Genomic DNA, 24,624 nt, shown 5'->3' on the forward strand with positions numbered 1-24,624 from the left:
CAAGGGAGCGCGTACTGATGGAGCAGGCACCGGTGCTGGGGAGCGCCGCCGACCCGGCGTCCGACTCCTGGCGGGCCAACGAGGCCGCGCACCGCGCGCTCACCGCCGAGCTGCGGGAGAAGCTGGCGGCGGCCCGGCTGGGCGGCGGCGAGCGCGCCCGGGCCCGGCACACCGCCCGCGGCAAGCTGCTGCCCCGGGAGCGGGTCGACGCCCTGCTGGATCCCGGCTCGCCGTTCCTGGAGATCGCGCCGCTGGCCGCCGACGGGATGTACGACGGCGCCGCACCGGCCGCCGGGGTGATCGCCGGGATCGGCCGGGTCTCCGGCCGCGAGACGCTGATCGTCGCCAACGACGCCACCGTCAAGGGCGGCACGTACTACCCGATGACGGTCAAGAAGCATCTGCGGGCGCAGGAGATCGCGCTGGAGAACCGGCTGCCGTGCCTGTACCTCGTCGACTCCGGCGGCGCGTTCCTGCCGATGCAGGACGAGGTCTTCCCCGACCGTGAGCACTTCGGGCGGATCTTCTACAACCAGGCGCGGATGTCCGGCGCCGGGATCCCGCAGATCGCCGCGGTCCTCGGCTCCTGCACCGCCGGCGGCGCCTACGTCCCGGCGATGAGCGACGAGGCGGTGATCGTGCGGAACCAGGGCACGATCTTCCTCGGCGGCCCGCCGCTGGTGAAGGCCGCCACCGGCGAGGTGGTCACCGCCGAGGAGCTGGGCGGCGGCGAGGTGCACGCGAAGACCTCCGGCGTCACCGACCATCTCGCCGAGGACGACGCCCACGCGCTGCGGATCGTCCGCACCCTCGTCTCCACGCTCGGCGACCGCCCGCCGCTGCCCTGGTCGGTGCGGCCGGCCGAGGAGCCGAAGGCCGACCCGGCCGGGCTGTACGGCATGGTGCCCACCGACTCCCGGACGCCCTACGACGTGCGGGAGGTCATCGCCCGGCTCGTCGACGGTTCGCGGTTCGCGGAGTTCAAGGCGGAGTACGGCCAGACGCTGGTCACCGGCTTCGCCCATCTGCACGGGCACCCGGTCGGGATCGTCGCCAACAACGGCATCCTGTTCGCGGAGTCCGCCCAGAAGGGCGCCCACTTCATCGAGCTGTGCGACCAGCGCGGCATCCCGCTGGTCTTCCTCCAGAACATCTCCGGCTTCATGGTCGGACGGCAGTACGAGGCCGGCGGCATCGCCAAGCACGGCGCCAAGATGGTCACCGCCGTCGCCTGCACCCGGGTGCCCAAGCTGACCGTCGTCATCGGCGGTTCGTACGGCGCCGGGAACTACTCGATGTGCGGGCGGGCGTACTCGCCGCGCTTCCTGTGGATGTGGCCGAACGCCAAGATCTCGGTGATGGGCGGCGAGCAGGCCGCGTCCGTCCTCGCGACCGTCAAGCGCGACCAGCTTCAGGCGCGCGGCGAGGAGTGGAGCGCGGAGGCGGAGGACGCCTTCAAGGACCCGATCCGCGCGCAGTACGAAACCCAGGGCAACGCCTACTACGCGAGCGCCCGGCTGTGGGACGACGGCGTCATCGACCCGCTGGAGACCCGCCAGGTGCTGGGGCTGGCGCTGACCGCCTGCGCCAACGCCCCGCTGCCCGCCCGGGACGCCGCGGCGCCCGGCTACGGCGTCTTCCGGATGTGAGCGACGTGCCGCACACGAGAGGGACTTCGAAGGCCATGCCCACCACCATGTTCGACACCGTGCTGGTCGCCAACCGCGGCGAGATCGCGGTCCGCATCATCCGCACCCTGCGCGCGCTCGGCATCCGTTCCGTCGCCGTCTTCAGCGACGCGGACGCCGGCGCCCGGCACGTGCGGGAGGCCGACACCGCCGTCCGGATCGGGCCCGCGCCCGCCGCCGAGAGCTATCTCTGCGCCGAGCGGCTGCTGGCGGCGGCGGCCCGCACCGGCGCGCAGGCCGTCCACCCCGGCTACGGCTTCCTCGCCGAGAACGCCGCGTTCGCCGCCGCCTGCGCGGACGCCGGGCTGGTCTTCCTCGGCCCGTCCGCCGCCGCCATCGAGCTGATGGGCGACAAGATCCGCGCCAAGGAGACGGTCCGGGCGGCCGGGGTGCCGGTCGTCCCCGGCTCCTCCGGCAGCGGGCTGACCGACGCCGAACTGGCCGCCGCCGCCCGCGAGATCGGCATGCCCGTACTGCTCAAGCCGTCGGCGGGCGGCGGCGGCAAGGGCATGCGGCTGGTGCGGGACGCGGCCCGGCTCGACGAGGAGATCGCCGCCGCCCGCCGTGAGGCCCGCGGCTCCTTCGGGGACGACACGCTCCTGGTCGAGCGGTGGATCGACCGGCCCCGGCACATCGAGATCCAGGTCCTCGCCGACGGGCACGGCAACGTCGTCCACCTCGGCGAGCGCGAGTGCTCCCTCCAGCGGCGCCACCAGAAGGTGATCGAGGAGGCGCCGTCGGTGCTGCTCGACGAGGCGACCCGCGCCGCGATGGGCGAGGCGGCGGTCCGCGCGGCCCGCTCCTGCGGCTACCGCGGCGCCGGGACCGTCGAGTTCATCGTCCCCGGCAAGGACCCCTCGGCCCACTACTTCATGGAGATGAACACCCGCCTCCAGGTCGAGCACCCGGTCACCGAGCTGACCGTGAGCATCGGCGGGGAGCGCGGCCTCGACCTCGTCGCCTGGCAGCTGCGGATCGCCGCGGGTGAGGAACTCCCCTTCACCCAGGACGACATCGGTTTCGCCGGGCACGCGGTCGAGGCCCGGATCTGCGCCGAGGACCCGGCCCGCGACTTCCTGCCCACCGGCGGCACCGTCCACCTGCTGCGCGAGCCCCAGGGGGACGCGGTCCGCACCGACTCCGGCCTCCTCCAGGACGCGGAGGTCGGCAGCCGGTACGACCCGATGCTCTCCAAGGTCATCGCGTACGGCCCGGACCGGGCGGCGGCGCTGCGCGCCCTGCGGGCCGCGCTCGCGGAGACCGTCACCCTCGGGGTCACCACCAACGCCGGGTTCCTGCGACGGCTGCTGGCCCACCCCGACGTGGTGAGCGGTGAGCTGGACACCGGGCTGGTCGAGCGGGAAGCCGCCTCGCTGGTGCCGGAGGGGGTGCCGGACGAGGTGTACGCGGCGGCCGCGGCGGTCCGGCAGGCGGCGCTGGAGCCGGCGGCGGACGGCGGCTGGTGCGACCCGTTCGGCGTACCGAGCGGCTTCCGGCTGGGCGGCGAGGCGGCGCCGGTGCGGCACTGGCTCAGGCTGCCCGGGCAGGAGCCGGTCGCCCGGGACGTGGCGCCCGGCACGGACGGCGCCGAGGTGACGGCGGACACCGTGCGGGTCACCGTCGACGGTGTGGTGCACACCTTCCACCGCGCGGGCGACTGGCTGGGCCGCGACGGCGACTCCTGGCACGTCACCGACCACGACCCGGTGGCGGCCGCGCTGCTCGGCGCGGCCGGCGGGCACGGCGCCGACGCGCTGACCGCGCCGATGCCCGGCACCGTCACCGTCGTCAAGGTCGCCGTCGGCGAGGAGGTGCGGGCGGGCCAGGGGCTGCTGGTGGTGGAGGCGATGAAGATGGAGCACGTCATCGCCGCCCCGCACGCCGGGACCGTCACCGCCCTCGATGTGACGCCCGGCACCACCGTCGCCATGGACCAGGTGCTGGCCGTGGTCGACCCGCACGAGGCGGAGCCCGCACCCGACAGCGAGGAGGAGCAGGCGCGATGACGGCTTCCGGACTTCCCATGACGGTGCCCGCGCAGGGGCTGCCCGCGCGCGTACGCATCCACGAGGTCGGCGCCCGCGACGGCCTCCAGAACGAGAAGACGGTGGTGCCGACCGAGGTCAAGGCGGAGTTCGTGCACCGCCTCGCCGCCGCCGGGCTGCCCGTCGTCGAGGCGACCAGCTTCGTCCACCCGCGCTGGGTGCCGCAGCTCGCCGACGCCGAGGAGCTGTTCGGCAGGCTGGACGATCTGGACGCGGCGACGCTGCCGGTGCTGGTCCCCAACGACCGCGGGCTGGACCGGGCGCTGGCGCTCGGGGCCCGGTCGGTCGCGGTCTTCGCCAGCGCCACCGAGTCGTTCGCCAAGGCCAACCTCAACCGCACCGTCGACGAGGCGCTCGCGATGTTCGCGCCGGTCGTCGCGCGGTCGAAGGAGGCCGGGGTGCGGGTCCGCGGCTATCTGTCGATGTGCTTCGGGGACCCCTGGGAGGGCCCGGTGCCGCTCCCGCAGGTGGTGCGGGTCTGCCGGGCGCTGCTCGACATGGGGTGCGACGAACTCAGCCTGGGCGACACCATCGGCGTCGCCACCCCCGGCCACGTCCGGGCGCTGCTGACCGCCCTGAACGGCGCGGACGTGGCGACCGACCGGATCGGTGTGCACTTCCACGACACCTACGGACAGGCGCTCGCCAACACCCTGGCGGCGCTGGAGCACGGCGTCACCACCGTGGACGCCTCCGCGGGCGGCCTCGGCGGCTGCCCGTACGCGAAGTCCGCCACCGGCAACCTCGCCACCGAGGACCTCGTGTGGATGCTGCACGGCCTCGGCATCGACACCGGCGTCGACCTCACCGCCCTCACCGCCACCAGCGTGTGGATGGCCGAAGCCCTCGGGCGGCCGAGCCCGTCCCGTACCGTCCGCGCCCTCTCCCACAAGGAGTGACACCCATGTCCCTGGACCACCGTCTCCCCGACGAGCTGGAAGAACTCCGGCGCACGGTCGAGGCGTTCGCGCACGACGTCGTCGCCCCGCAGATCGGCGAGTACTACGAGCAGCACGCCTTCCCGTACCCGATAGTCCGTGAGATGGGCCGGATGGGCCTGTTCGGGCTGCCGTTCCCCGAGGAGTACGGCGGGATGGGCGGCGACTACCTCGCGCTCGGCATCGCGCTGGAGGAGCTGGCGCGGGTCGACTCCTCGGTGGCGATCACCCTGGAGGCCGGGGTGTCGCTGGGCGCGATGCCGCTGTACCTCTTCGGTACGGAGGAGCAGAAGCGGGAGTGGCTGCCCAAGCTCTGCACCGGTGAGATGCTCGGCGCGTTCGGGCTGACCGAGCCGGACGGCGGCTCCGACGCGGGCGGCACCCGTACCACCGCGGTCCGCGACGGCGACTCCTGGGTGATCAACGGCTCCAAGTGCTTCATCACCAACTCCGGTACGGACATCACCGGTCTGGTCACCGTCACCGCCGTCACCGGCCGCAAGCCGGACGGCCGCCCGGAGATCTCCGCGATCATCGTCCCGTCCGGCACCCCCGGCTTCACCGTCGCCGCCCCGTACTCCAAGGTCGGCTGGAACGCCTCGGACACCCGCGAGCTGTCCTTCACCGACGTGCGGGTGCCGCTGGCCAACCTGGTCGGCGAGGAGGGCCGCGGCTACGCGCAGTTCCTGCGCATCCTCGACGAGGGCCGGATCGCCATCGCCGCGCTCGCCACCGGTCTCGCCCAGGGCTGTGTCGACGAGTCGGTGAAGTACGCCCGCGAGCGGCACGCGTTCGGCAAGCCGATCGGCAGCAACCAGGCCATCCAGTTCAAGCTCGCCGACATGGAGATGCGGGCGTACACCGCGCGGCTGGCGTGGCGGGACGCGGCCTCCCGGATGGTGCGCGGCGAGCGGTTCAAGAAGGAGGCGGCGCTGGCGAAGCTGTACTCCTCGGAGATCGCGGTCACCAACGCCCGCGAGGCCACCCAGATCCACGGCGGCTACGGCTTCATGAACGAGTACCCGGTCGCCCGGATGTGGCGGGACTCCAAGATCCTGGAGATCGGCGAGGGCACCAGCGAGGTCCAGCGGATGCTGATCGCCCGGGAGCTGGGCGTCGGCTGACGGCATCTGAGGAGCGGCGGGCGGGCCGTCACCGGCCGCCCGCCGCTCCCGTGCGTCAGCTCAGCTCAGGACTGCCCCGGCCAGGGCACCTCCGGTGAGCGGTAGTAGCCGATGCCCATGGCGTCCCAGCGCGGGCCCTGGGCGGCGAGCCGGGTGCGGTAGCGCGCCCAGTCGTGGCTCGACGCCGGGGACCAGCCCAGCTCGGCGATGCCGGGCAGCCGGGGGAAGGCCATGTACTCCAGATGCGCGGGCGTCGACAGCGTCTCCGTCCACAGCGGCGCCTCCACCCCCAGCACCCCGCCCTTGGGGACGCCCGGCAGATAGGTGGCCGGGTCCCAGTCGTAGGAGCGCTGCACGCTGACGTAACCGGCCCAGGCCAGCCCCAGCGGGGTGTTCTTGTCGTACTTCATGTCGAGGTACGAGCGGTCGGCGGGCGAGAGGATCAGCCGGGTGCCGTGCGCGGCGGCCTCGGTGACCTCCTTCCGCTCGTCGGCGGAGGTCGCGTCGTAGCCCCAGTACTGCGCGACGGCGCCCTTCGCCGGGTGCGCGCCGGCCAGCTGGTGCCAGCCGATGGCGGTCTTGCCGTACTTCGCGACGACCGGCTGCACCTTGTCCATGAAGGCAACGTAGTCGTCATGGCTGGTGGAGTGGGCCTCGTCGCCGCCGATGTGGAGATAGCGGCCCGGAGTCATCGCGGCCAGCTCCCGTACGACATCGTCGACGAAGTCGTACGTCTTCTTCTTCGGCACACACAGCGAGCTGAAGCCGACGTCGGTGCCGGTGTAGAGGGGCGGCGCCTTGCCGTCGCAGTTCAGCTCCGCGTACGAGGAGAGCGCGGCGTTGGTGTGGCCCGGCATGTCGATCTCCGGGACGACGGTGAGATACCGGCTCGCGGCGTACTTCACGATCTCGCGGTAGTCCGCCTTGGTGTAGAAGCCGCCGCGCCCGCCGCCGACCTGGGTGCTGCCGCCGTGCGAGGTGAGCTTGGGCCAGGAGTCGATCGCGATGCGCCAGCCCTGGTCGTCGGAGAGGTGCAGATGGAGGGTGTTGATCTTGTACAGGGCGAGCTGGTCGATGTACCGCTTGACCTGCTGGACGCCGAAGAAGTGCCGGGAGACGTCGAGCATCGCGGCGCGGTAGCCGTAGCGCGGGGTGTCGGTGACGGTGCCGCCGGCGATCCGCCAGGCGCCGGGCTGCTCGGTGCGGCGCTCGACGGACGGCGGCAGCAGCTGACGCAGCGTCTGGACGCCGTGGAAGAGCCCGGCGGGACGGGCCGCGCGGACGGTGACGGAGCGGGGCCCGGACTCCAGCCGGTATCCCTCGGCGCCGAGCTTCGCGGTGTCCCGCCCGCCGAGCCTGAGAACGATGCCGTCCGACCCGGAGCGGGTGGTGACGGGCAGCGCGAAACCGGTGGCGGGGCGGAGCAGCCCGGCGAGGTACCCGGCGACCTGCCGGGCCTCGGCGCCACCGCCCGGCACCCGGATCGTGGTCCGGTCGCCGAGCGTGTACGGGTCCCCGCCGGGGTGTACCGCGGCGGGGGCGGGGACGACCCGGTCGAGCGGGGTGGCGGCGGGTGCCGCGGCGGCCGGCGGCGGGGCGGCTGCGGTGGCCATCCCGGCGGCGGTCACCAGCAGCAGGGAACAGAGGAGTCTGCGTCGTCTCATCGACGATCCCTTCGGCGAGCATCGTGCATGGCATGTCGAACATGGCATGGAGCGACCGAACGGTCACCATGCGTACCGCGAGCCCCCTTCCAGGTCAAGGTATGGGCCAATCTCCGGCACTTTCGCCACGACCTTGCCCGATATCGGGCAGGATTCTTGCGAAACTCTCCGCTCCCCCGCAGTATCGACCCGTGCTCGAACCCCCTGCCCGCGGCGTGGACACCCGTCCCGCCCCCCACGACGACCTGGTGGACCACCTGGTGCGCAGCACACCGCTGCAGCGCGGTGAGGCCACCCGGGTGGTGCTGGACGTGCTCGCGTACTTCGACGAGACGACGGAGGCGTTCGTCCGCCGCCGCCACCGCGAGCTGCAGTTCCAGGGGCTGCGCAACGACGCGATCTTCGAGCGCATCCGGCAGGAGCTGCCGCACCGCGCCGTGACCCCACCGGATCTCACGGCCCGCCAGCTCCGCCGCATGGTCTACGGCTGACCGCGCCGCACCCGCCGGAGACACCGACCGGCCCCCCGGCACCGTCCCGCCGCCCATGCCCCACCACCTTTCCGTTCCGTTTGTCCGCTCCTACGTCATCACCCGCGCGGCCGTCGCGCACCGGCACCGCCCCACGGCGCGCGCCGCGCGGCCCGTCACCACGTCACCCAGGAGGCCCACCCCATGTGCGGAATCGTCGGATACATCGGTAAGCGCGATGTCGCGCCGCTGCTGCTGGAAGGGCTGCAGCGGTTGGAGTACCGGGGCTACGACTCCGCGGGCATCGCCATCCACGCCAAGGCGTCCGGCAAGTCCGCCGGCGGCCTGAAGACCGCCAAGGCCAAGGGCCGGGTGCGGGAGCTGGAGTCCCGGCTGCCCAAGCGCTTCCAGGGCACCACGGGCATCGCCCACACCCGCTGGGCCACGCACGGCGCGCCGACCGACGAGAACGCCCACCCGCACGTGGACGTCACCGGCGAGGTCGCGGTCGTCCACAACGGCATCATCGACAACGCCTCCGACCTACGCGCCAAGCTGACCGCCGACGGCGTGGAATTCGCCTCCGAGACCGACACCGAGGTCCTCGCCCACCTCATCGGCCGCTCCACCGCCGAGACGCTGGAGGAGAAGGTCCGCGAGGCGCTGCGGCACATCGAGGGCACCTACGGCATCGCGGTGCTGCACGCCGCCTTCCCCGACCGCATCGTCGTTGCCCGCAACGGCTCCCCGGTCGTCCTCGGCATCGGCGAGCACGAGATGTTCGTCTCCTCCGACGTCGCCGCCCTTGTCTCGCACACCCGCCAGGTCGTCACCCTCGACGACGGCGAGATGGCCACCCTCAAGGCCGACGACTACCGCACGTACACCACCGAGGGCTCGCGCACGACGGCGACGCCGGAGACCGTCGAGTACGCGGCCGAGTCGTACGACCTGGGCGGCCACGACACGTACATGCACAAGGAGATCTCCGAGCAGGCGGAGGCGGTGGACCGGGCGCTGCGCGGCCGGATCGACGACCGTTTCGCCACCGTCCACCTCGGCGGTCTCAACCTCGACGCCCGTGCGGCGCGCGCGGTGCGCCGGGTGAAGATCCTGGGCTGCGGCACCTCGTACCACGCCGGTCAGATCGGCGCCCAGATGATCGAGGAGCTGGCCCGCATCCCCTCGGACGCCGAACCGGCCTCCGAGTTCCGCTACCGCAACCCGGTCGTGGACCCCGACACCCTCTACGTGGCCGTCTCCCAGTCCGGCGAGACCTACGACGTGCTGGCCGCCGTCCAGGAGCTCAAGCGCAAGGGCGCCCGGGTGCTGGGCCTGGTCAACGTGGTCGGCTCGGCGATCGCCCGGGAGACCGACGGCGGCATCTACGTGCACGCGGGCCCGGAGGTCTGCGTGGTCTCCACCAAGTGCTTCACCAACATGGTGGTCTCCTTCGCGCTGCTCGCCCTGCACCTGGGCCGGATCCGGGACCTGTCGGTCGCGGACGGCAAGCGGATCATCGAGGGGCTGCGGAAGCTGCCCGGCCAGATCGACGAGATCCTCAAGGGCGAGGAGGACATCAAGAAGCTCTCGGCGCACTACGCCGACGCCAAGTCGATGATGTTCATCGGCCGGGTGCGCGGCTACCCGGTGGCCCGCGAGGCGTCCCTGAAGCTCAAGGAGGTCTCGTACATCCACGCCGAGGCGTACCCGGCCTCGGAGCTGAAGCACGGCCCGCTGGCGCTCATCGAGCCCGCGATGCCGACCGTCGCGATCGTGCCGGACGACGACCTGCTGGAGAAGAACCGCGCCGCGCTGGAGGAGATCAAGGCCCGCAGCGGCCGCATCCTCGCCGTCGCCCACCAGGAGCAGGAGAAGGCCGACCACACGATCGTGGTGCCGAAGAACGAGCCGGAGCTGGACCCGATCCTGATGGGCATCCCGCTCCAGCTGCTCGCCCACCACACGGCGCTCGCGCTCGGCCGCGACATCGACAAGCCGCGCAACCTCGCCAAGTCCGTGACCGTGGAGTAGTCCGACGGGGCGGCCGACGGCTCCGTGCGTGCCACCACGCCGCACGGAGCCGCCGCCTCCCCTGCTGCCGGCGTCGCCCATACGCCGGCGGATGCCACCACACCGGTCAACCGTCATCTCCCGGTCGGCGGCACGCTCCTGACACGCCCGGGACCTGCCCGGACGGCCGTCGCGTCCGACCGGTATCTACCCGTCACACCGTCACAATCCACCTCGGTACGGCAGTTGATCTCACGACTGCCCGCAATCCCCATGTCTCCCCCGCAACTGTGCACACTCCGGGGAGATCCGGACGCGTACCGGGGAGCCGCACACGGGCGTGCGGGGGCAGCGGCGGAACGGGGCCGCACAGGGGGCACACAGGGGCGCCGCACACGCCGTACGGGCGCGCCGGGCGGCGTAGAAGGGCCCGGCGGGCGGGCCCTTGACGCTCAGGGGACGACGATGACCGGGCGCTGCGCGCGGCGCGCCAGACGGCCCGCGACGGAGCCGAAGATCCGCCCCACGATCCCGTGGGTGGAGCCCACCACGATGCCGTCGGCCTCGTACTCCCGGCCGACCTCCTCCAACTCGTGGCAGATGTCCCCGCCGCGCTCGACGAGGATCCAGGGCACCTCGGAGAGATGGTCGGCGCAGGCCAGCTCCAGGCCCAGCACCTCGGTGCGGTGGTCGGGGACGTCCACGAAGACGGGTGGTTCACACCCCGCCCACACGGTCGTCGGCAGTCTGTTGGCGACATGCACGATGATCAGGCCCGAGCCGAGTCGCCGTGCCATACCGATTGCATACGCCAACGCCCGTTCGCTCGACATGGATCCGTCGAAGCCGACGACGACGCCGTGCCGGAACGCGGGATCACAGGGATGGTGCGCCTCTTCCGCCGCCCGGAGGTCGGCCAGCGGGTCGGCCACCTGCTTGCGGTGCGCGGGTTCGGGAAATTCGTGACCGGCCATTGATGTCTCGGCGAGGACGTCCTCTTGCGGAGGGGCGAACGGGGGACGGCGTGTGACTTGATCCGGCAGTTGACTGAGCTGACCCGATCGAGGGGCCGACGTCTTAGTTCAACGAAGAACGATACGACCGGGAATCATCTTCCCAAGGCTTTACCCCAAGAGTACGGCGCCACTCCTCCACTGCCCAGAAGGCCGCGGAGGCGGCAGAGCGCCCGCACGGGGCGGGGTTCCCCCTCGAACGGTCCCCCGGAGCATGCCGGAGCCGGGCCCGGATGGCAATGCCCCGGCCTGCCCCCGTACGTACCCCCTGGGACGCGTGTGGCGTTCTCCGGCCATCCGCGCCGCCCGCGGGGCCCCGGACCGCCACCCGGAGGGGACCCTTCCGCCGGCGCCGGGCGCCCGGCGGCACCCCCTGGTCCACGCGGCCCGACGGTCGCCGGGACCACACCCCGGCCGTAACCCCTGGGGCTGGCGTGACGACCGCCCCACATCAGGACAGAGCGGGACGTAAGCGGACGGGGGCGCAGGGAAGCACAGGGTGTTCCGACACGTACGCAGGGCTCGAATTGGGAGCGCACAACCCCTGACCCAACCGTTTTCAGCCAACTTGGGGTCCGGATCACCACCTTGGTCCGACCACCCCCCAACCCCGGCGTGAGCAGGGCGGAAAGGACCGCTCGGCATGGTTGTGCCCTACTGCGAACGGGCAGAGCCGAGACGCGCACTTTCCCTGGAGGCCCGACGAGTGGAACGCTTCGTGATCGAATGCTTCGCGCCAAGTTGCCATATCGACATACCAGCGGGTGGTGAACTTGGCACGCCATCCTCACGGGACACAGTAGATTCGATCTTGGTAGTTATGGCGGGGGAGCTGTGCAGTACCGAGAGGGCGAGACGACCGAGGGGGGCTTAAGTGCCATGAGCCAGGACTCCGCTGCCGTACCAGATCCCGCACGCAAGCTCGCTGCCCGACGACGCCGCGAAATAGTCGCGGTGCTCCTCTTCAGCGGCGGCCCCATTTTCGAGAGCTCCATACCGCTCTCGGTCTTCGGAATCGACCGCCAGGACGCGGGCGTTCCCCGATACCGATTGCTTGTGTGCGCGGGCGAAGAAGCGCCTTTGCGCACGACCGGGGGGCTGGAACTGTCCGCTCCCTACGGGCTGGAAGCCATCGCCCGGGCCGGGACGGTCGTCGTACCGGCCTGGCGCTCCATCACCCAGGCCCCGCCGCCCGCGGCACTCGACGCGCTGCGCCGCGCGCACGAGGAGGGGGCCCGGATCGTCGGGCTGTGCACGGGGGCGTTCGTCCTCGCCGCGGCCGGACTGCTCGACGGCCGCCCGGCCACCACCCACTGGATGTACGCACCGACGCTCGCCAAGCGTTACCCGTCCGTCCATGTGGACCCGCGTGAACTCTTCGTCGACGACGGCGATGTGCTCACCTCCGCGGGGACGGCGGCCGGTATCGACCTGTGCCTGCACATCGTGCGCAGCGACCACGGCGCGGACGCGGCGAACGCACTGGCCCGCCGGCTGGTCGTACCGCCCCGCCGTACCGCGGCCGACCTCGGGCACCAGCGCTACCTGGACAGGTCTTTACCGGAGGAGATCGGCGCGGACCCGCTCGCCGAGGTCGTCGCCTGGGCGCTGGAGCACCTCCACGAGCAGTTCGACGTGGAGACGCTGGCGGCCCGCGCCTACATGAGCCGTCGCACCTTCGACCGGCGCTTCCGCTCCCTGACCGGGAGCGCCCCTCTCCAGTGGCTGATCACGCAGCGGGTCCTCCAGGCCCAGCGGCTGCTGGAGACCTCCGACTACTCGGTCGACGAGGTCGCGGGGCGCTGCGGTTTCCGTTCGCCGGTCGCCCTGCGCGGCCACTTCCGGCGACAGCTGGGTGCCTCGCCCGCGGCGTACCGCGCGGCGTACCGGGCCCGGCGGCCGCAGGGTGGTGCGCCCGAGGGCGGGCTGCGGGCGGAGCGGAGCGAGCGGGCGGCCGCGGTGGGCGACCGGTTCGCGGCGCTGGCCAATCCGGCCGCGGCGCTGGCCACCGCCGACCCGGACGCCGGTAAACCGCAGTCGGACGCCTATGCGGCACGCCTTCCGGAGCCACCGGTCGGGCGGGGCGCCGGGCGCCCCGTGCTGCCCAGCCAGCGTGAGCGCCCCGTAGGGTGAGCCGTATGAACGATCGCATGGTGTGGATCGACTGCGAGATGACCGGTCTCTCGCTGGCGACCGACGCGCTCATCGAGGTGGCCGCCCTGGTCACCGACTCGGAGCTGAACGTACTCGGCGACGGCGTGGATGTGGTGATCCGGCCGCCCGCCGAGGCGCTGGCCACCATGCCGGAGGTGGTGCGCGAGATGCACACCGCCTCCGGACTGCTGGACGAGCTGGACGGCGGCACGACGCTGGAGGACGCCCAGGAGCAGGTGCTGGCGTACATCCGTCAGCACGTGCCGGAGGCCGGCAAGGCGCCGCTGTGCGGCAACTCCGTCGGCACCGACCGGGGCTTCCTGCACCGCGACATGCCGACGCTGGAGAACTATCTGCACTACCGGATCGTCGATGTGTCGTCGGTGAAGGAGCTGGCCCGGCGCTGGTATCCGCGGGCGTACTTCAACAGTCCGGACAAGAGCGGCAACCACCGGGCGCTGGCCGACATCCGTGAATCCATCGCGGAGTTGCGCTACTACCGGGAGGCGGTCTTCGTGCCGCAGCCCGGCCCGGACTCCGACACCGCGAAGGCCCTCGCGGCCAAGCACGTGGTGCCGCCCGTGGCCCCGGCCACGCCGTAGTGACGTAGCTCGCTCCCGGCACGGCGAAAGCCGGGAGCGAGCACTCCTTCGGACCCTGTACACTTTTTCTCAGCCGGTGGGGAAAAGGAACCACACAAGCACCGGCCATGGTGGGTATAGCTCAGCTGGTAGAGCACCTGGTTGTGGTCCAGGATGTCGCGGGTTCGAGTCCCGTTACTCACCCCAGCAAGGCAGAGGCCCGATCTGTGAAAACAGGTCGGGCCTCTCGCATTTCCTCGTGCGTGGGTGCACCGCGGGAACACGGCGCCCGCCCCTCACTTCCGTGTGTCATGTCCCGGAAGCAGTGAGATCGCCTGAGCGTCACCGGCGCTTCACCGACGGCTGGTGGTGTACGTCTCGTCGTCACCCGCCCCACGAGGCTTTCGAGGAGCCGTTCCATGCCCAGACCCCGTCGCCACCTCATGATCGGTGCCGCCCTGGTGGCCGCGACCACCGCCACCGTGGCCGTCACCACCGCCGCCGGCGCCTCCGACACCAAGCAGCAGGCCCAGCAGGCCATCAAGGGCGGGAAGGCGAAGAACGTCATCCTGCTGATCGGTGACGGCATGGGCGACTCGGAGATCACGCTCGCCCGCGACTACACCGTCGGCGCGAACGGCCGGCTCAACATGGACCGCTTCCCGCTCACCGGCGCGTACACCACGTACTCCGTGCACAAGGACGGGACCCCGGACTACGTGACCGACTCGGCGGCGAGCGGTTCGGGGTGGGCGACCGGGCACAAGACGGTGAACGGGCGGATCTCCAAGACGCCGGACACCGACAAGGCGGTGCCGACGATCCTGGAGCTGGCGCAGCGGGGCGGCTACGCGACGGGCTCCGTCACCACCGCCGAACTCACCGACGCCACGCCCGCGGTGCTCGCCTCGCACGTCACCGACCGCTCCTGCCAGGGACCGGCCGACATGGCCAAGTGCCCGACCGACGCGGTGGCGGGCGGTGGGCCCGGTTCGGTCGCCGAGCAGTCCGTGAACCACAAGGTCGACGTCCTCTTCGGCGGCGGCAAGCAGCGGTTCGACCAGAAGGTGACCGACGGCCGGTACAAGGGTCTGACGGTCACCGGGCAGGCGCAGAAGCTGGGCTACCAGGTCGTCACGGACGACGCGTCGATGAAGGCGGTCAAGCCGGGCAAGCCGGTGCTCGGGCTCTTCGCGCCGGGCAATGTGCCCACCGAGTGGACCGGTAAGCCGGCGGCGCAGGGCGGCACCGACCCGCAGCGCTGCGTGACCTCCAACCCGAACCGTCCCGGCGCCACGCCGAGCCTCGCCGACTCCGCGACGAAGGCCATCCAGCTGCTGGAGGCGAAGCAGAAGCACGCCAAGAAGGGCTTCTTCCTCCAGATCGAGGGCGCCTCGATCGACAAGCAGGACCACGCGGCGGACCCGTGCGGGCAGATCGGTGAGACCGCCGCGTTCGACCGTGCCGTCAAGGTCGCCCGGGACTACGCGGCCAAGCACCCCGACACGCTCGTGGTGACCACCGCCGACCACGGCCACTCCAGCCAGATCGTCCCGCTGGAGGCGGCGCCGCCCGGGCTGACCTCCACGCTCGTCACCGACGAGGGGCAGCAGCTGAAGGTCAACTACGGGACCAACCCGCCCGGTGAGTCCCAGGAGCACACCGGCACCGAGGTGCGGATCGCGGCGCAGGGCCCGAAGGCGTACCAGGTTCTGGGCGTCACCAACCAGACGGATCTGTTCAGCACGCTGCGTGAGGCCATGGGACTGCGCTGACCTGCACGGACGGGAGGGGGAGACCGGCGTCCGGTCTCCCCCTCCCGTCGTGTGCGCGACGGTCAGTAGCCGACGGTGAAACGCTCGCCGGTGTGCCGCGGCTGCTCGATCTCGTCTAGGAGGGCGACCGCGTAGTCCTCGGCGGAGATGCGGCTGCTGCCGTCCGCCGCGACGACGAGGTCGTCGGTGGCGGTGCGGTAGCCGCCGGTGCGCTCGCCGGGCTCGATGGTGGCGGCGGGGCTGAGGTTGGTCCAGCGGACGTCGGAGACGGTGCGGTAGAAGTCCAGCGCGTCGCCGTGCGCGTGCATGATCTGGAGCAGGAACTCGGGCAGGCCCTCGGCGTCCCAGACCTGGGTGCCGTCCGGCTTGCGCAGGGAACCGGCGCCGCCGACGGTCAGCAGCCGGGGGGCCGCGTCACCGAGGGTGCGCAGCCCGGCGACGAGCGCCTCCGCGGCGGGCTTGATGGTGGCGATGTGGCCGGGGCCGTCGCCGCCGCCGACCGCGCTGATCACGGCGTCCTGCCCGGCGGCGACCTGCGCGACGGACGCCGGGTCGAGGACGTCGCCGGTGGTGACGGTCAGGTTCGGGTCGGTGAGGGTGAGCTTGGCGGGGTCGCGGACGACCGCGGTGACCTGGTGGCCGCGGCGGAGGGCCTCCTGGACGATGCGGCTGCCGATGGTGCCGTTGGCGCCGAAGATCGCGAGCGTGGACATGGTCTCTCCTGGGGTCTGCCGCATCCGGGGCGGGCTTCCGTTTTCCGTCATCGGCGGGGCCGACGTCTTCTACGCTAGGACCGTCAGGTGCGTGGATCGCGGTGGACATGGGACGCGTGGTGGTGAAAATGCGACAGGATCGGGAGAGCGCGGTCGGGCGGGAGATTCCGGAGGTGGCGTTCTCCGCGCCGGCCGGGCGGCCGTCCGGGGTCGAGGTGATGACCCTCGCCGAGCTGCGCGAGCGGGCCGACGCCTGCCGGCTGGCCACCCCGCACCGGCCCGGCTTCCACCATCTGCTCACCGTCGAGCACGGGCGGCTGCACCACACCGTCGACTTCCGGGAGCACACCGTCGGCCCCGGCGACTGGCTGTGGTCGCGCCCCGGGCAGGTGCAGCACTTCGGTGACCTGTCGCGGGCGGAGGGGCTGCTGGTGCTGTTCGAGCCCGGGTTCCTGGATCCGGCGACGGCGGCCGCGGCCCGGATCGAGGACTGGTACGGCCCGGCCGTCCGGCACCCCGAGGGCGCGGCGGCAACGCGGACGCGGGCGGCGCTGCACCAGCTGCACGAGGAGTTCGGGGAGCGGGCCGGGCTGCCGTGGGCGGCCCACCTGGACGTGCTGCGGCATCTGCTGGCCGTCCTCGTGCTGCGGGTGGCGCATCCGGAGGTGCCCGCGGCGGACGCGGAGTGCGCGGCGGGGGCGACGTTCCTGCGGTTCCGGGACGCGGTGGAGCGGGATTTCGCGCACAGCCGTCAGGTGGCGGACTACGCGCGGGCGCTCGGGTACGCGCCGCGGACGCTGTCGCGGGCGACGGAGGCGACGGCCGGGATCGGCGCGAAGGAGTTCATCGACCGGCGGGTGGTCCTGGAGGCGAAGCGGCTGCTGGCGCACGGCGACGGCTCGGCCGCCGCCATCGCCGGCCGGCTGGGCTTCGCCGACGCCGCCAACTTCACCAAGTTCTTCCAGCGGCACGCCGGCACCACCCCGGCCGCGTTCCGGGAGGCGGTACGGAGCGGCGCGGCGGTCACCGGGTAGCGCGCCGGGCCGGTGCGGTCAGCCGGTGTACCCGGCGAACGCCCTGGTGAAGTCGAGTGGGCGCTGGTCGACGGAGCTACAGGTGGGCGACGCGGAACGGCGGGGGCCGCCGGGGCAGGGGCGGTCGCGGCCGGCGGACCACAGGGACAGGCCGCCCAGGTGTCTGCGGCGGGCGAAGGCCACGAGTTCGGCGGCGTCGTCGGGGGTGAAGGTCTCGGTCCGGACGTCGTTGACACCGATCATCGGGGTGACGGCGACGGCCCGCCAGGCGGCCGCGTCGTCGAGCCCGAGGGCGTCCTTCAGCTGGGCCTGGGTGGCGGTGGCCGCGCGGATCGCGTAGCGGCCCATGTCGCCGCCGTAGGAGGCGCCGTAGTCCATCGCCATGACGTTGACGGTGGAGACGGTGACGCCGTGGCGCCGCGCGTTCGCGACGAGGCGTACGCCGTCCTCGGTGAGGCCGTCGGGCGTGGCCGGCAGGGTGAGGGAGACGTCCAGACCGGGGTGGCCGCGCTGGAGGCGGGCGAGGGCGCGGGCGCGGCGGGTGGTGGCCGCGGTGTCGGCCAGGGCGCCGCCTTCGATGTCGAGGTCGACGGCGGTGAGCCGGTAGCGGTCGACGGCCTTGGCGTAGGCCGCGGCGAGGGCGTCGGACGAGTCGCAGACCCGGGCGAGTTCGGAGCCGTCGGCGCCGCCGAAGGAGACCCGGACGTCGCCGCCGGCCGCCCGCAGACCGTCGATCTGCCGCGCGACGGGGTCCTCGTCCAGGGCGCCGTCGCCGCCCCAGGCCGGGTCGCAGCCGCCGTCGGAGGTGAGGAAGGCGAGGGTGAAGTGGTCGACGCCGGTCCGGCGCGCCGTACCGAGGAGGTCGGGGACCGGGGTGAGCGAGGTGTCGACGTACGGGGAGAAGGCGGCGGTGGTCCGGCGGGCGGGTCTCCCGGGCGTGGGGGGCGCCGTGGGGGCGCCGGCCGTCCCGGTCGCCTCGGGCCCGCGGGCCCTGGGCGTGGCGTGGTGCGGGGCGTGGCCGGGCGGGGCGGGGACGACGGCGGCGAACGCGGCACCGGCGGTGGCCGCGACGGCCGCACCGGCCGAGAACAGCTTGGCCGAGCGGCTCGTACGGCGGCGTGGGACCGGGGAGCTCATGGCGTACACCTGCCTGTCGTCGCGGGCGGGGACGGTGGTGGGGTGCGAGGCGTCGGGGCGGACCGGGCAAACGAGGGGAACGGTACGGGAGTTGAAGGGGTCATGCCCGGTGCGCGGGCGGGGAAAGGGTGGTTGAGGGGGGCGGGGGAGTCGACGCGGGACGCTCCCCGGCGCACGGCGGATGCGCCCCCTTGAGCCGCCCCTCAGCCCGTCTTCCCCTTACGGCGTCCCCGGAGCGGGAGGCGGCGGCGGAGGCGGTGCGTACCGATGTGGTGGGGGGCGCCGGGCGGGCCGTGGCCGTCGAGGGCGAGCCAGACGCGGATCTCGGTGCCGCCCAGGACGGAGCGGCCGATGCGGATGTCGCCGCCGGTCGACTCGGCGAGCCGGCGGACGATGTCCAGGCCCAGGCCGGTGGAGCCGTCGCCGCCGCCGGAGTGGCCGCGGCGCAGCGCGGCGTCCGGGTCGTCGATGCCGGGGCCGGCATCCGAGACCAGCACGATGACGGCGTTCCCGGCCGGCCCGGCGTGGTGTACGTCGACGGCGAAGGCGGTGCCCTCGGGGGTGTGCCGGAAGACGTTGCCGAGCATCGCGTCCAGCGCGGCGGCCAGATCGGGGCGGGCCACCGGGACGCGCAGCGGGCGGTGGGCGCCCGCCACCCGGACGGTGCGGCCCTCGTCCTCGGCCAGCGCCGACCAGAACGCCATCCGCTCGCGGATCACCTCGGCGGCGTCGCACCCGGCGGTGGCCGCCGCCTTCTGGGAGTGCGACTTCTGCTCCCGGGCGGTGCGGATGATCTGGTCGACCTCGCGCTCCAGCTGTTCGACGGCGGCCCGGGTGTGCTCGGCGGCCGGGCCGTCGCCGAGCGAGGCGGCGTTCAGCCGGAGGACGGTGAGCGGGGTGCGCAGCCGGTGGGAGAGGTCGGCGGCCAGCTCGCGTTCGTTGGCGAGGAGCTGGACGACCTGGTCGGCCATGGAGTTGAAGGCGGTGGCGGCCGACCGCAGCTCCTTGGGGCCCTCCTCCGGTACGCGGACCCCGAGTTCGCCGGTGCCCAGCCGGTGCGCGGCCCCGGCCAGCCGTTTCGCGGCGCGCACCATCCGGGTGCCGAGCCGGTCGGCGACCGCGACCGAGCCGATGATCAGCGCCAGGCCGACGCCGGAGAGAACCAGCCAGGACGTGGCGACGCCGTTGCCGAGCGCGGCGTCCGGGACGTACACCTCGACGACGGCGACGCCGGTCGCCACCGCCGTCGGCTGGAGCAGCGAGGAGCCGCCGCGGACGGGGGCGATGGAGGCGCGGCCGAGGGCGACGACGGAGGCGACGTCGCGGTCCGAGGCGCGGCGGAAGCCGATGCCGACCGGCCGGGCGCCCTTGCCGTCGCCGGGGACGTGGACGCCGATCCGGCCGCCGGGGCCGGTCTCGGCGCTGGCGAGGGCGCGTTCGAGCTGGGTGCGGTCGGTGGTGATGGCGAGGACGGGGCCGATGGTGGCTGCCTGCCGTTCGGCGTTGGAGAACGCCCGGTCGCGTGCCATCTCCTTGACGACCAGGCCCAGCGGCACGGCGAAGGCGACCACCACCATCGCGGTGACCGCCAGCGCCACCTTCACCAGGGCCCATCTCACCGCGGCGGCTCCAGCTTCACGCCCACCCCGCGCAGGGTGTGCAGATAGCGGGGCCGGGCGGCGGTCTCCCCCAGCTTCCGCCGCAGCCAGGAGAGATGGACGTCGATGGTCTGGTCGTCACCGTAGGACTGCTGCCAGACCTCGGCGAGGAGTTCCTTGCGCGAGGCGACGACGCCGGGGCGTTCGGCCAGGAAGGCCAGCAGGTCGAACTCGCGGCGGGTCAGGTCGAGTACGGCGCCGTCGAGCGTGGCCTCGCGGCGCAGCGGGTCGATGGCGAGGCCGCCGACCCGCACCTGCCGTGACGGTGCCTCCGCCGTGCCGCCCGCGCGCGAGCGGCGCAGCACGGCCGCCATCCGGGCCGAGAGGTGCTCGACCGAGAAGGGTTTCGTCAGGTAGTCGTCGGCGCCGTCGTTCAGCAGCCGGACGATCTCGGCCTCGTCGTCCCGGGCGGTGGCGATGATCACGGGGACGTCGGTGACGCCGCGCAGCATCTTCAGGGCCTCGGCGCCGTCCAGATCGGGCAGTCCGAGATCGAGGACGACCACGTCGAAACCGATGTGGGCCACCTCCCGCAGCGCCTCCAGGGCGGTGCCCACGCTCCGTACGGTGTGGGACGCCTCGGTCAGATGCCGGATGAGGGCCGAGCGGACGAACGGGTCGTCCTCGACGACGAGCACACTTGCCATGGGCGGCACCGTACGCCATCCGGGGGTATCGTCCGGCGCGAAGTTGACGCCTGCCCGGTGGCGCCGCGGGCCGGGTGGACGAGAGCGGGCGCGGGGCGGGTGGTGGTGCGGGGATGAGCCGGATGCGGCGCGGGCTGATGCACACGGGGGCATGGACGCTGGCGACCGGCGGCGCGGTCGCGCTCTCCTGGTTCGGGGTGCACGCCGTGCTCTCCGGTTCGGCGTACGACCCGCCGCGTGCGGTCCCGCTCTCGGCGGCGGCCGCGCCCTCGGCGGAGACGGCCGCCCCGCAGTCGTCCTCCACGCACCGCCCCAAGCCCTCCCCCACGGCGACCACCGCCTCGCCGTCGCCGACGCCGACGCACGCCGCGCCACCCGCCCCCACCGGGAACGCGGCCACCAGCGACCGGCCTTCGCCGCCGCAGACGTCCGTACCGGTGGACAGCGGCGGCACCGTCAAGAGCTTCACGACGTCCGGCGGCCGGGTGGTGCTGGATCTGCGGCCCGACTCGGCGCAGCTGGTGTCGGCGACGCCGGAGGCGGGCTGGGAGATGCAGGTGTGGAAGCAGGACGCCCTGATCCGGGTGGAGTTCACCGGCGGCGGGGGCGACCGGCACGCCACGGTCCGGTGCACCTGGGACGGTCATCCGCCGGTGGTGCAGATCAGCGAGAGCAGCCGGCGGCGCAGCAGCCGGGTGGAGTGAGGGGCCACCCGGCGCCCGCCGCCGTTCCTCTCAGACGAACGCGTCCGGCGGCGGCTGCGGGGAGGCGACGGCCGTGGCGTCGGTGACGGGGGCCGCGCCGCCGGTGAAGTCCCGCAGGGCGCGGCCGTGTTCGACGCGTCCGGTCTGCGGGTCGCTCGCCGCGCGCCGGGTCAGCTCGGCGACCGGCAGCGGGTGTGCGGCGGCGAGCAGGACGGCGTTGCCGAACCGCTTGCCGCGCAGGACGGCCGGGTCGGCGGTGAGCGCCAGCTCCGGGAAGACGGCGCCCGCGGTGGCGATCTGACCGCGCAGGAACCGCAGCGGCGGCCCGTCGGCGATGTTCGCCGCGTACCAGCCGCCGTCCGCCAGCGCCCGCCGGACCTCGGTGACGAACTCGGTGCTGGTCAGATGGGCGGGCGTACGGGCGCCGCGGAAGACGTCGGCGATGATCAGGTCGGCCCAGCCGTCGGGGACCTTGGCCAGTTGTTCCCGGGCGTCGCCGCCGCGCACCCGGATGCGCCAGCCGCTCTCCAACGGCAGCTCCCGGCGCACCAGTTGGACCAGCGGCGCATCGATCTCCACGACCTGCTGGGTGGAGCGGGGCCGGGTCGCCGCGACGTAACGGGCGAGCGTGAGGGCGCCGCCGCCGAGGTGGACGGCGTGCAGCGGCTTGCCCGGGGGCGCCACCAGGTCGGCGGCGTGGCCCAGGCGCCGCTGGTAGGAGAAGTCGAGGTGGTCGGGGGCGTCGAGGTCGACGAAGGACTGCGGGGCGCCGTCGATCAGCAGGGTCCGGGCCCGTGGCCGGTCGCGGTCGGGCCGCAGCTCGGCGGTACCGCCGTCCACCGTCTCCACCACGGATTCCGCGCCGCCGCGCCCGCGTCTGCTCTTCGCCATGCTCCCAGTATGGCGGCCGGTCCACCGGGGCATCACGGCCGGGGCGCGGCATCCGCGCAGGTCAGGGCGGGGCGGGACGGGCGCGTGGGGGGCGCCACGGCCCGGCCGCCGGCACGGCCCCGCACCGTGGGCGGGCCGCCACGACCGAAGTCGCGGCGGCCCGCTCTCACCCGCGCGGTCCCGACCGGGAAAGCTCCACGGCCGGCAGCCGGGTCACTTGACGGCGCACTTGTTCCCGAAAGCCGGGTTGAGCAGCCCCACCAGATTGATGCTGTCACCGCAGACGAGCACCGGGACATCAACCGGAATCAGGATGTTGTCTCCGCTCAGCACGCCCGGCGAGTGCGTGGCAACGCCGACGGCGGTCGCGCCGTCGTGGCCGCCTTCGTGACCGCCGTCGGTGGCGGAGGAAATCCCCGCGCCGCCGATCACGAGTGCGCAGCTGGCGGTGGCCAGAACAGCCGACGTGACGATCCGCTTCATCGCCCGTTTCCTTTCCTTGTGGCGAATGGGACAACGCATCCAACGACCGGGATCGCGCGGAGATGCGGGCATTCCACCGTCAGGGAGAAACGTTCATCCTTATGGAAGACAGCCCCGGTGGCCGCGGTTGCGGGGATCGCCCCGGTGCCGTATCCCCGCTCGCCGTCCGGCGTGCCGCCCGGTGCGGCAGGGGACTCTCTGTCAGAGTGCATTCCTGTTCGGCAGCTGCCGGTCAGGAGGACGTCATGCCCCGCAGTCCGATCCGCGGGGCCCGGGAATTCCGGGGAGACCGTGCGGCGGCGTACACACCGCGATTCCCCGGAATTCCGCCCGCCGGACCCCTCGCGGCGCCGGATGCGTCTCCGGTGATTCCGGCGTCCCGCGCCCTTTCCGTCACCCCGGAGACGGTGCGCTTTCCACCGCTGCCGCCACACGGAAAGCGCACGGCCGGAGCCATTCGGCGGCACGGTCCGCCACCCGCCGCCGAATGGCTCCGGATTCCCTCGGAACGGCCCGAGGGAAATGCCGGGAAAGGGAAAAGCAGCACCCCGGCCGGCGCACCGGAAAAGCACGGTGCGCCGTGGTCACCGCCCACCGCCCCATGAGACCCGCCCAGAGGCCCCCGGGCCCGTAAGGAGGTAACCGGTGAAAGTCCTGCACCTCGTCACCGGACTGGAGGTGGGCGGCGCCGAGCAGCAGCTGCGGCTGATGCTGCGCCGGCTGCCGTACCGCTGCGACGTCGTCAGCCTGAGCGGCGACGGACCGGTCGGCGACGGCATCCGCGCCGACGGCGGGTCCGTCCTCACCCTGGACGGGCCGCCCGGTCTGCCCCGGCTCGTCCGGCTGATCCGGCGCGGCCGCTACGACGTGGTCCACACCCACCGCTACCGCGCCTGCGTCACGGGCCGGATCGCCGCCCGGCTGGCCGGTGTCCGCGGTGTCGTCGCCACCGCCCACACCCTGGGCGCGACGGAGATCGACGGCCGTCCGCTGACCCGCCGTGCCCGCGCCCGCTACCGGCGCACCGAGCGGCTGGGCACGGCGACGGTGGCCGTCTCGGAGCCCGTCGCCGACCGGCTGCGCCGTCTGGGCGTCCCCGGGGAGCGCATCGAGACGCTCACCCCGGGGGTGGATGCGGACGCCTTCCGGTACGACCCGGCCGCCCGCGCGGCGGTCCGCGCCCGGCTGGGCCTTGCGGACGACGCGTTCGTGGTCGGGGGCGCCGGGCGGCTGGTGCCCGGCAAACGCTTCGACGTACTGATCCGCGCGGTGTCACAGGTGCCCGGCGCCCGGCTGGTGCTGGCCGGGGACGGGCCGGAGCGGGCGGCGCTGCGGCGGGCCGCCGATCAGTTCGGGGTGGGCAACCGCGTCCTGCTGCCGGGCGCCTGGCACGGGGGCGGCGGTCCGGACTGCGACCCGGGGCTGCCCGCGCTCTTCTCGGCGCTCGACGTCCTCGTCGCACCGGCGCCCGCGCAGGCGTTCGGGACGGCGGCGGTGGAGGCGCTGGCCGCGGGGCTGCCGGTGGTGCACACCGGCTGCCCGGCCCTCGACGGACTGTCCGGGGAGCTGGCGCCCGGGGCCCGGCTCACCGGTGCGCGGTCGCATCAGCTGGCCGCCGTGCTGCGCGAGGAGCGGCTCGTGGCGCCGCGGCGGCTGGCCCCGCCGCCCGTGGTGGCGCGCCACGGGGCGGACCGCGCCGCGCTGGCGCTGGCCGCGCTCCACGAGCGGGCCGCCGGGTACCGGCCGCCGGCGGCGGGCGGCGGGGTGCCGCAGCCCGCCGCGCCCCCGGAGACGGCCGCGTCGGACCCGTCGCTGACGGGCTGACGCACCGGGCACCACCCCGGCACCGCGGCCCGTACGGCGCCGCACCGACGAGAACCGCACGACGAGAA

General features: G+C 73.4%; 20 protein-coding genes and 1 tRNA gene. 13 read left to right on the top strand and 8 right to left on the bottom strand.

Translation table 11 applies throughout. The features are described 5' to 3' along the window. The first annotated feature begins 17 nt into the window (after positions 1-17). Genes ACF1BH_RS20180 through ACF1BH_RS20195 form a run of 4 tightly spaced genes read left to right on the top strand, consistent with a single transcriptional unit; the run spans position 18 to position 5,795 of the window. Positions 18-1,649: a carboxyl transferase domain-containing protein gene (locus ACF1BH_RS20180; protein WP_391643930.1), complete on the top strand. Its 1,632-nt coding sequence runs from the start codon at positions 18-20 to the stop codon at positions 1,647-1,649. 35 nt (positions 1,650-1,684) lie between these two features. Further along, a complete protein-coding gene (locus ACF1BH_RS20185; RefSeq protein WP_391643932.1) occupies positions 1,685-3,694 on the top strand; it encodes a biotin carboxylase N-terminal domain-containing protein in 2,010 nt (669 codons plus the stop codon). Next, on the top strand, positions 3,691-4,632 hold the full coding sequence (locus ACF1BH_RS20190; protein WP_391643934.1) for a hydroxymethylglutaryl-CoA lyase: 942 nt from the start codon (positions 3,691-3,693) through the stop codon (positions 4,630-4,632). The genes ACF1BH_RS20185 and ACF1BH_RS20190 overlap by 4 nt, the downstream gene beginning before the upstream one ends. Positions 4,633-4,637: 5 nt before the next feature. After that, complete coding sequence (locus ACF1BH_RS20195; protein ID WP_391643936.1) at positions 4,638-5,795, top strand: acyl-CoA dehydrogenase family protein; 1,158 nt, start codon at positions 4,638-4,640, stop codon at positions 5,793-5,795. Between the two features lie 65 nt (positions 5,796-5,860). Here the strand turns inward: ACF1BH_RS20195 and ACF1BH_RS20200 are convergent, their stop codons facing one another. After that, the gene (locus tag ACF1BH_RS20200; protein ID WP_391643938.1) at positions 5,861-7,459 is read right to left on the bottom strand and encodes a beta-N-acetylhexosaminidase; all 1,599 of its coding nucleotides are present in this window, start codon (positions 7,457-7,459) and stop codon (positions 5,861-5,863) included. A 191-nt stretch (positions 7,460-7,650) separates the two neighbouring features. Between ACF1BH_RS20200 and ACF1BH_RS20205 the strand changes: the two genes are divergently transcribed. After that, complete coding sequence (locus tag ACF1BH_RS20205; RefSeq protein ID WP_391643940.1) at positions 7,651-7,950, top strand: hypothetical protein; 300 nt, start codon at positions 7,651-7,653, stop codon at positions 7,948-7,950. Between the two features lie 183 nt (positions 7,951-8,133). After that, positions 8,134-9,963 (top strand): glutamine--fructose-6-phosphate transaminase (isomerizing), encoded by a 1,830-nt coding sequence (gene glmS / locus ACF1BH_RS20210; RefSeq protein WP_391643942.1) that lies wholly within the window; start codon positions 8,134-8,136, stop codon positions 9,961-9,963. 431 nt (positions 9,964-10,394) lie between these two features. On the opposite strand, the gene ACF1BH_RS20215 is transcribed toward glmS, so the two are convergent. After that, complete coding sequence (locus tag ACF1BH_RS20215) at positions 10,395-10,916, bottom strand: universal stress protein (protein WP_030283209.1); 522 nt, start codon at positions 10,914-10,916, stop codon at positions 10,395-10,397. Between the two features lie 918 nt (positions 10,917-11,834). On the opposite strand from ACF1BH_RS20215, the gene ACF1BH_RS20220 reads away from it, so the two are divergent. From ACF1BH_RS20220 to ACF1BH_RS20235, 4 genes are all read left to right on the top strand, one after another. Next, entirely contained in the window at positions 11,835-13,088 is a 1,254-nt protein-coding gene (locus tag ACF1BH_RS20220; RefSeq protein ID WP_391643944.1) for a GlxA family transcriptional regulator, read from the top strand. Between the two features lie 5 nt (positions 13,089-13,093). Further along, on the top strand, positions 13,094-13,711 hold the full coding sequence (gene orn / locus ACF1BH_RS20225; protein WP_345084491.1) for an oligoribonuclease: 618 nt from the start codon (positions 13,094-13,096) through the stop codon (positions 13,709-13,711). Between the two features lie 110 nt (positions 13,712-13,821). Beyond that, positions 13,822-13,897 (top strand) — tRNA-His (locus tag ACF1BH_RS20230). Positions 13,898-14,109: 212 nt separating this feature from the next. Then, positions 14,110-15,465, top strand: coding sequence for an alkaline phosphatase (locus ACF1BH_RS20235; protein ID WP_391643947.1), 1,356 nt, complete (start codon positions 14,110-14,112; stop codon positions 15,463-15,465). 62 nt (positions 15,466-15,527) lie between these two features. Here ACF1BH_RS20235 and ACF1BH_RS20240 read toward each other — a convergent pair whose 3' ends face one another. After that, a complete protein-coding gene (locus ACF1BH_RS20240) occupies positions 15,528-16,178 on the bottom strand; it encodes an NAD(P)-dependent oxidoreductase (RefSeq protein ID WP_391643949.1) in 651 nt (216 codons plus the stop codon). A 128-nt stretch (positions 16,179-16,306) separates the two neighbouring features. Between ACF1BH_RS20240 and ACF1BH_RS20245 the strand changes: the two genes are divergently transcribed. Then, a complete protein-coding gene (locus tag ACF1BH_RS20245; protein ID WP_391643951.1) occupies positions 16,307-17,212 on the top strand; it encodes a helix-turn-helix domain-containing protein in 906 nt (301 codons plus the stop codon). Between the two features lie 18 nt (positions 17,213-17,230). Here ACF1BH_RS20245 and ACF1BH_RS20250 read toward each other — a convergent pair whose 3' ends face one another. From ACF1BH_RS20250 to ACF1BH_RS20260, 3 genes are all read right to left on the bottom strand, one after another. Further along, a complete protein-coding gene (locus ACF1BH_RS20250; RefSeq protein WP_391643953.1) occupies positions 17,231-18,349 on the bottom strand; it encodes a chitinase in 1,119 nt (372 codons plus the stop codon). Between the two features lie 203 nt (positions 18,350-18,552). Beyond that, positions 18,553-19,968: an ATP-binding protein gene (locus ACF1BH_RS20255; RefSeq protein WP_391643955.1), complete on the bottom strand. Its 1,416-nt coding sequence runs from the start codon at positions 19,966-19,968 to the stop codon at positions 18,553-18,555. Next, positions 19,965-20,654, bottom strand: a complete 690-nt coding sequence (locus ACF1BH_RS20260; protein WP_391643957.1) for a response regulator transcription factor — start codon at positions 20,652-20,654, stop codon at positions 19,965-19,967. Before ACF1BH_RS20260 ends, ACF1BH_RS20255 begins: the two co-directional genes overlap by 4 nt. A gap of 122 nt (positions 20,655-20,776) precedes the next feature. On the opposite strand from ACF1BH_RS20260, the gene ACF1BH_RS20265 reads away from it, so the two are divergent. After that, positions 20,777-21,358 carry a hypothetical protein gene (locus ACF1BH_RS20265; RefSeq protein WP_391644078.1) on the top strand — a complete coding sequence of 194 codons (582 nt, stop codon included), beginning with the start codon at positions 20,777-20,779 and terminating at the stop codon, positions 21,356-21,358. A 30-nt stretch (positions 21,359-21,388) separates the two neighbouring features. On the opposite strand, the gene ACF1BH_RS20270 is transcribed toward ACF1BH_RS20265, so the two are convergent. After that, on the bottom strand, positions 21,389-22,249 hold the full coding sequence (locus ACF1BH_RS20270; protein WP_391643959.1) for a spermidine synthase: 861 nt from the start codon (positions 22,247-22,249) through the stop codon (positions 21,389-21,391). Between the two features lie 213 nt (positions 22,250-22,462). Continuing rightward, positions 22,463-22,732, bottom strand: coding sequence for a chaplin (locus tag ACF1BH_RS20275; protein ID WP_391643961.1), 270 nt, complete (start codon positions 22,730-22,732; stop codon positions 22,463-22,465). A 645-nt stretch (positions 22,733-23,377) separates the two neighbouring features. On the opposite strand from ACF1BH_RS20275, the gene ACF1BH_RS20280 reads away from it, so the two are divergent. After that, on the top strand, positions 23,378-24,556 hold the full coding sequence (locus tag ACF1BH_RS20280; RefSeq protein ID WP_391643963.1) for a glycosyltransferase: 1,179 nt from the start codon (positions 23,378-23,380) through the stop codon (positions 24,554-24,556). Positions 24,557-24,624 lie beyond the last annotated feature (68 nt).

Origin of the sequence: Streptomyces sp. NPDC014733 (genome assembly GCF_043083385.1) — a bacterium.
In the GTDB taxonomy this organism is placed as follows: Bacteria; Actinomycetota; Actinomycetes; order Streptomycetales; family Streptomycetaceae; genus Streptomyces.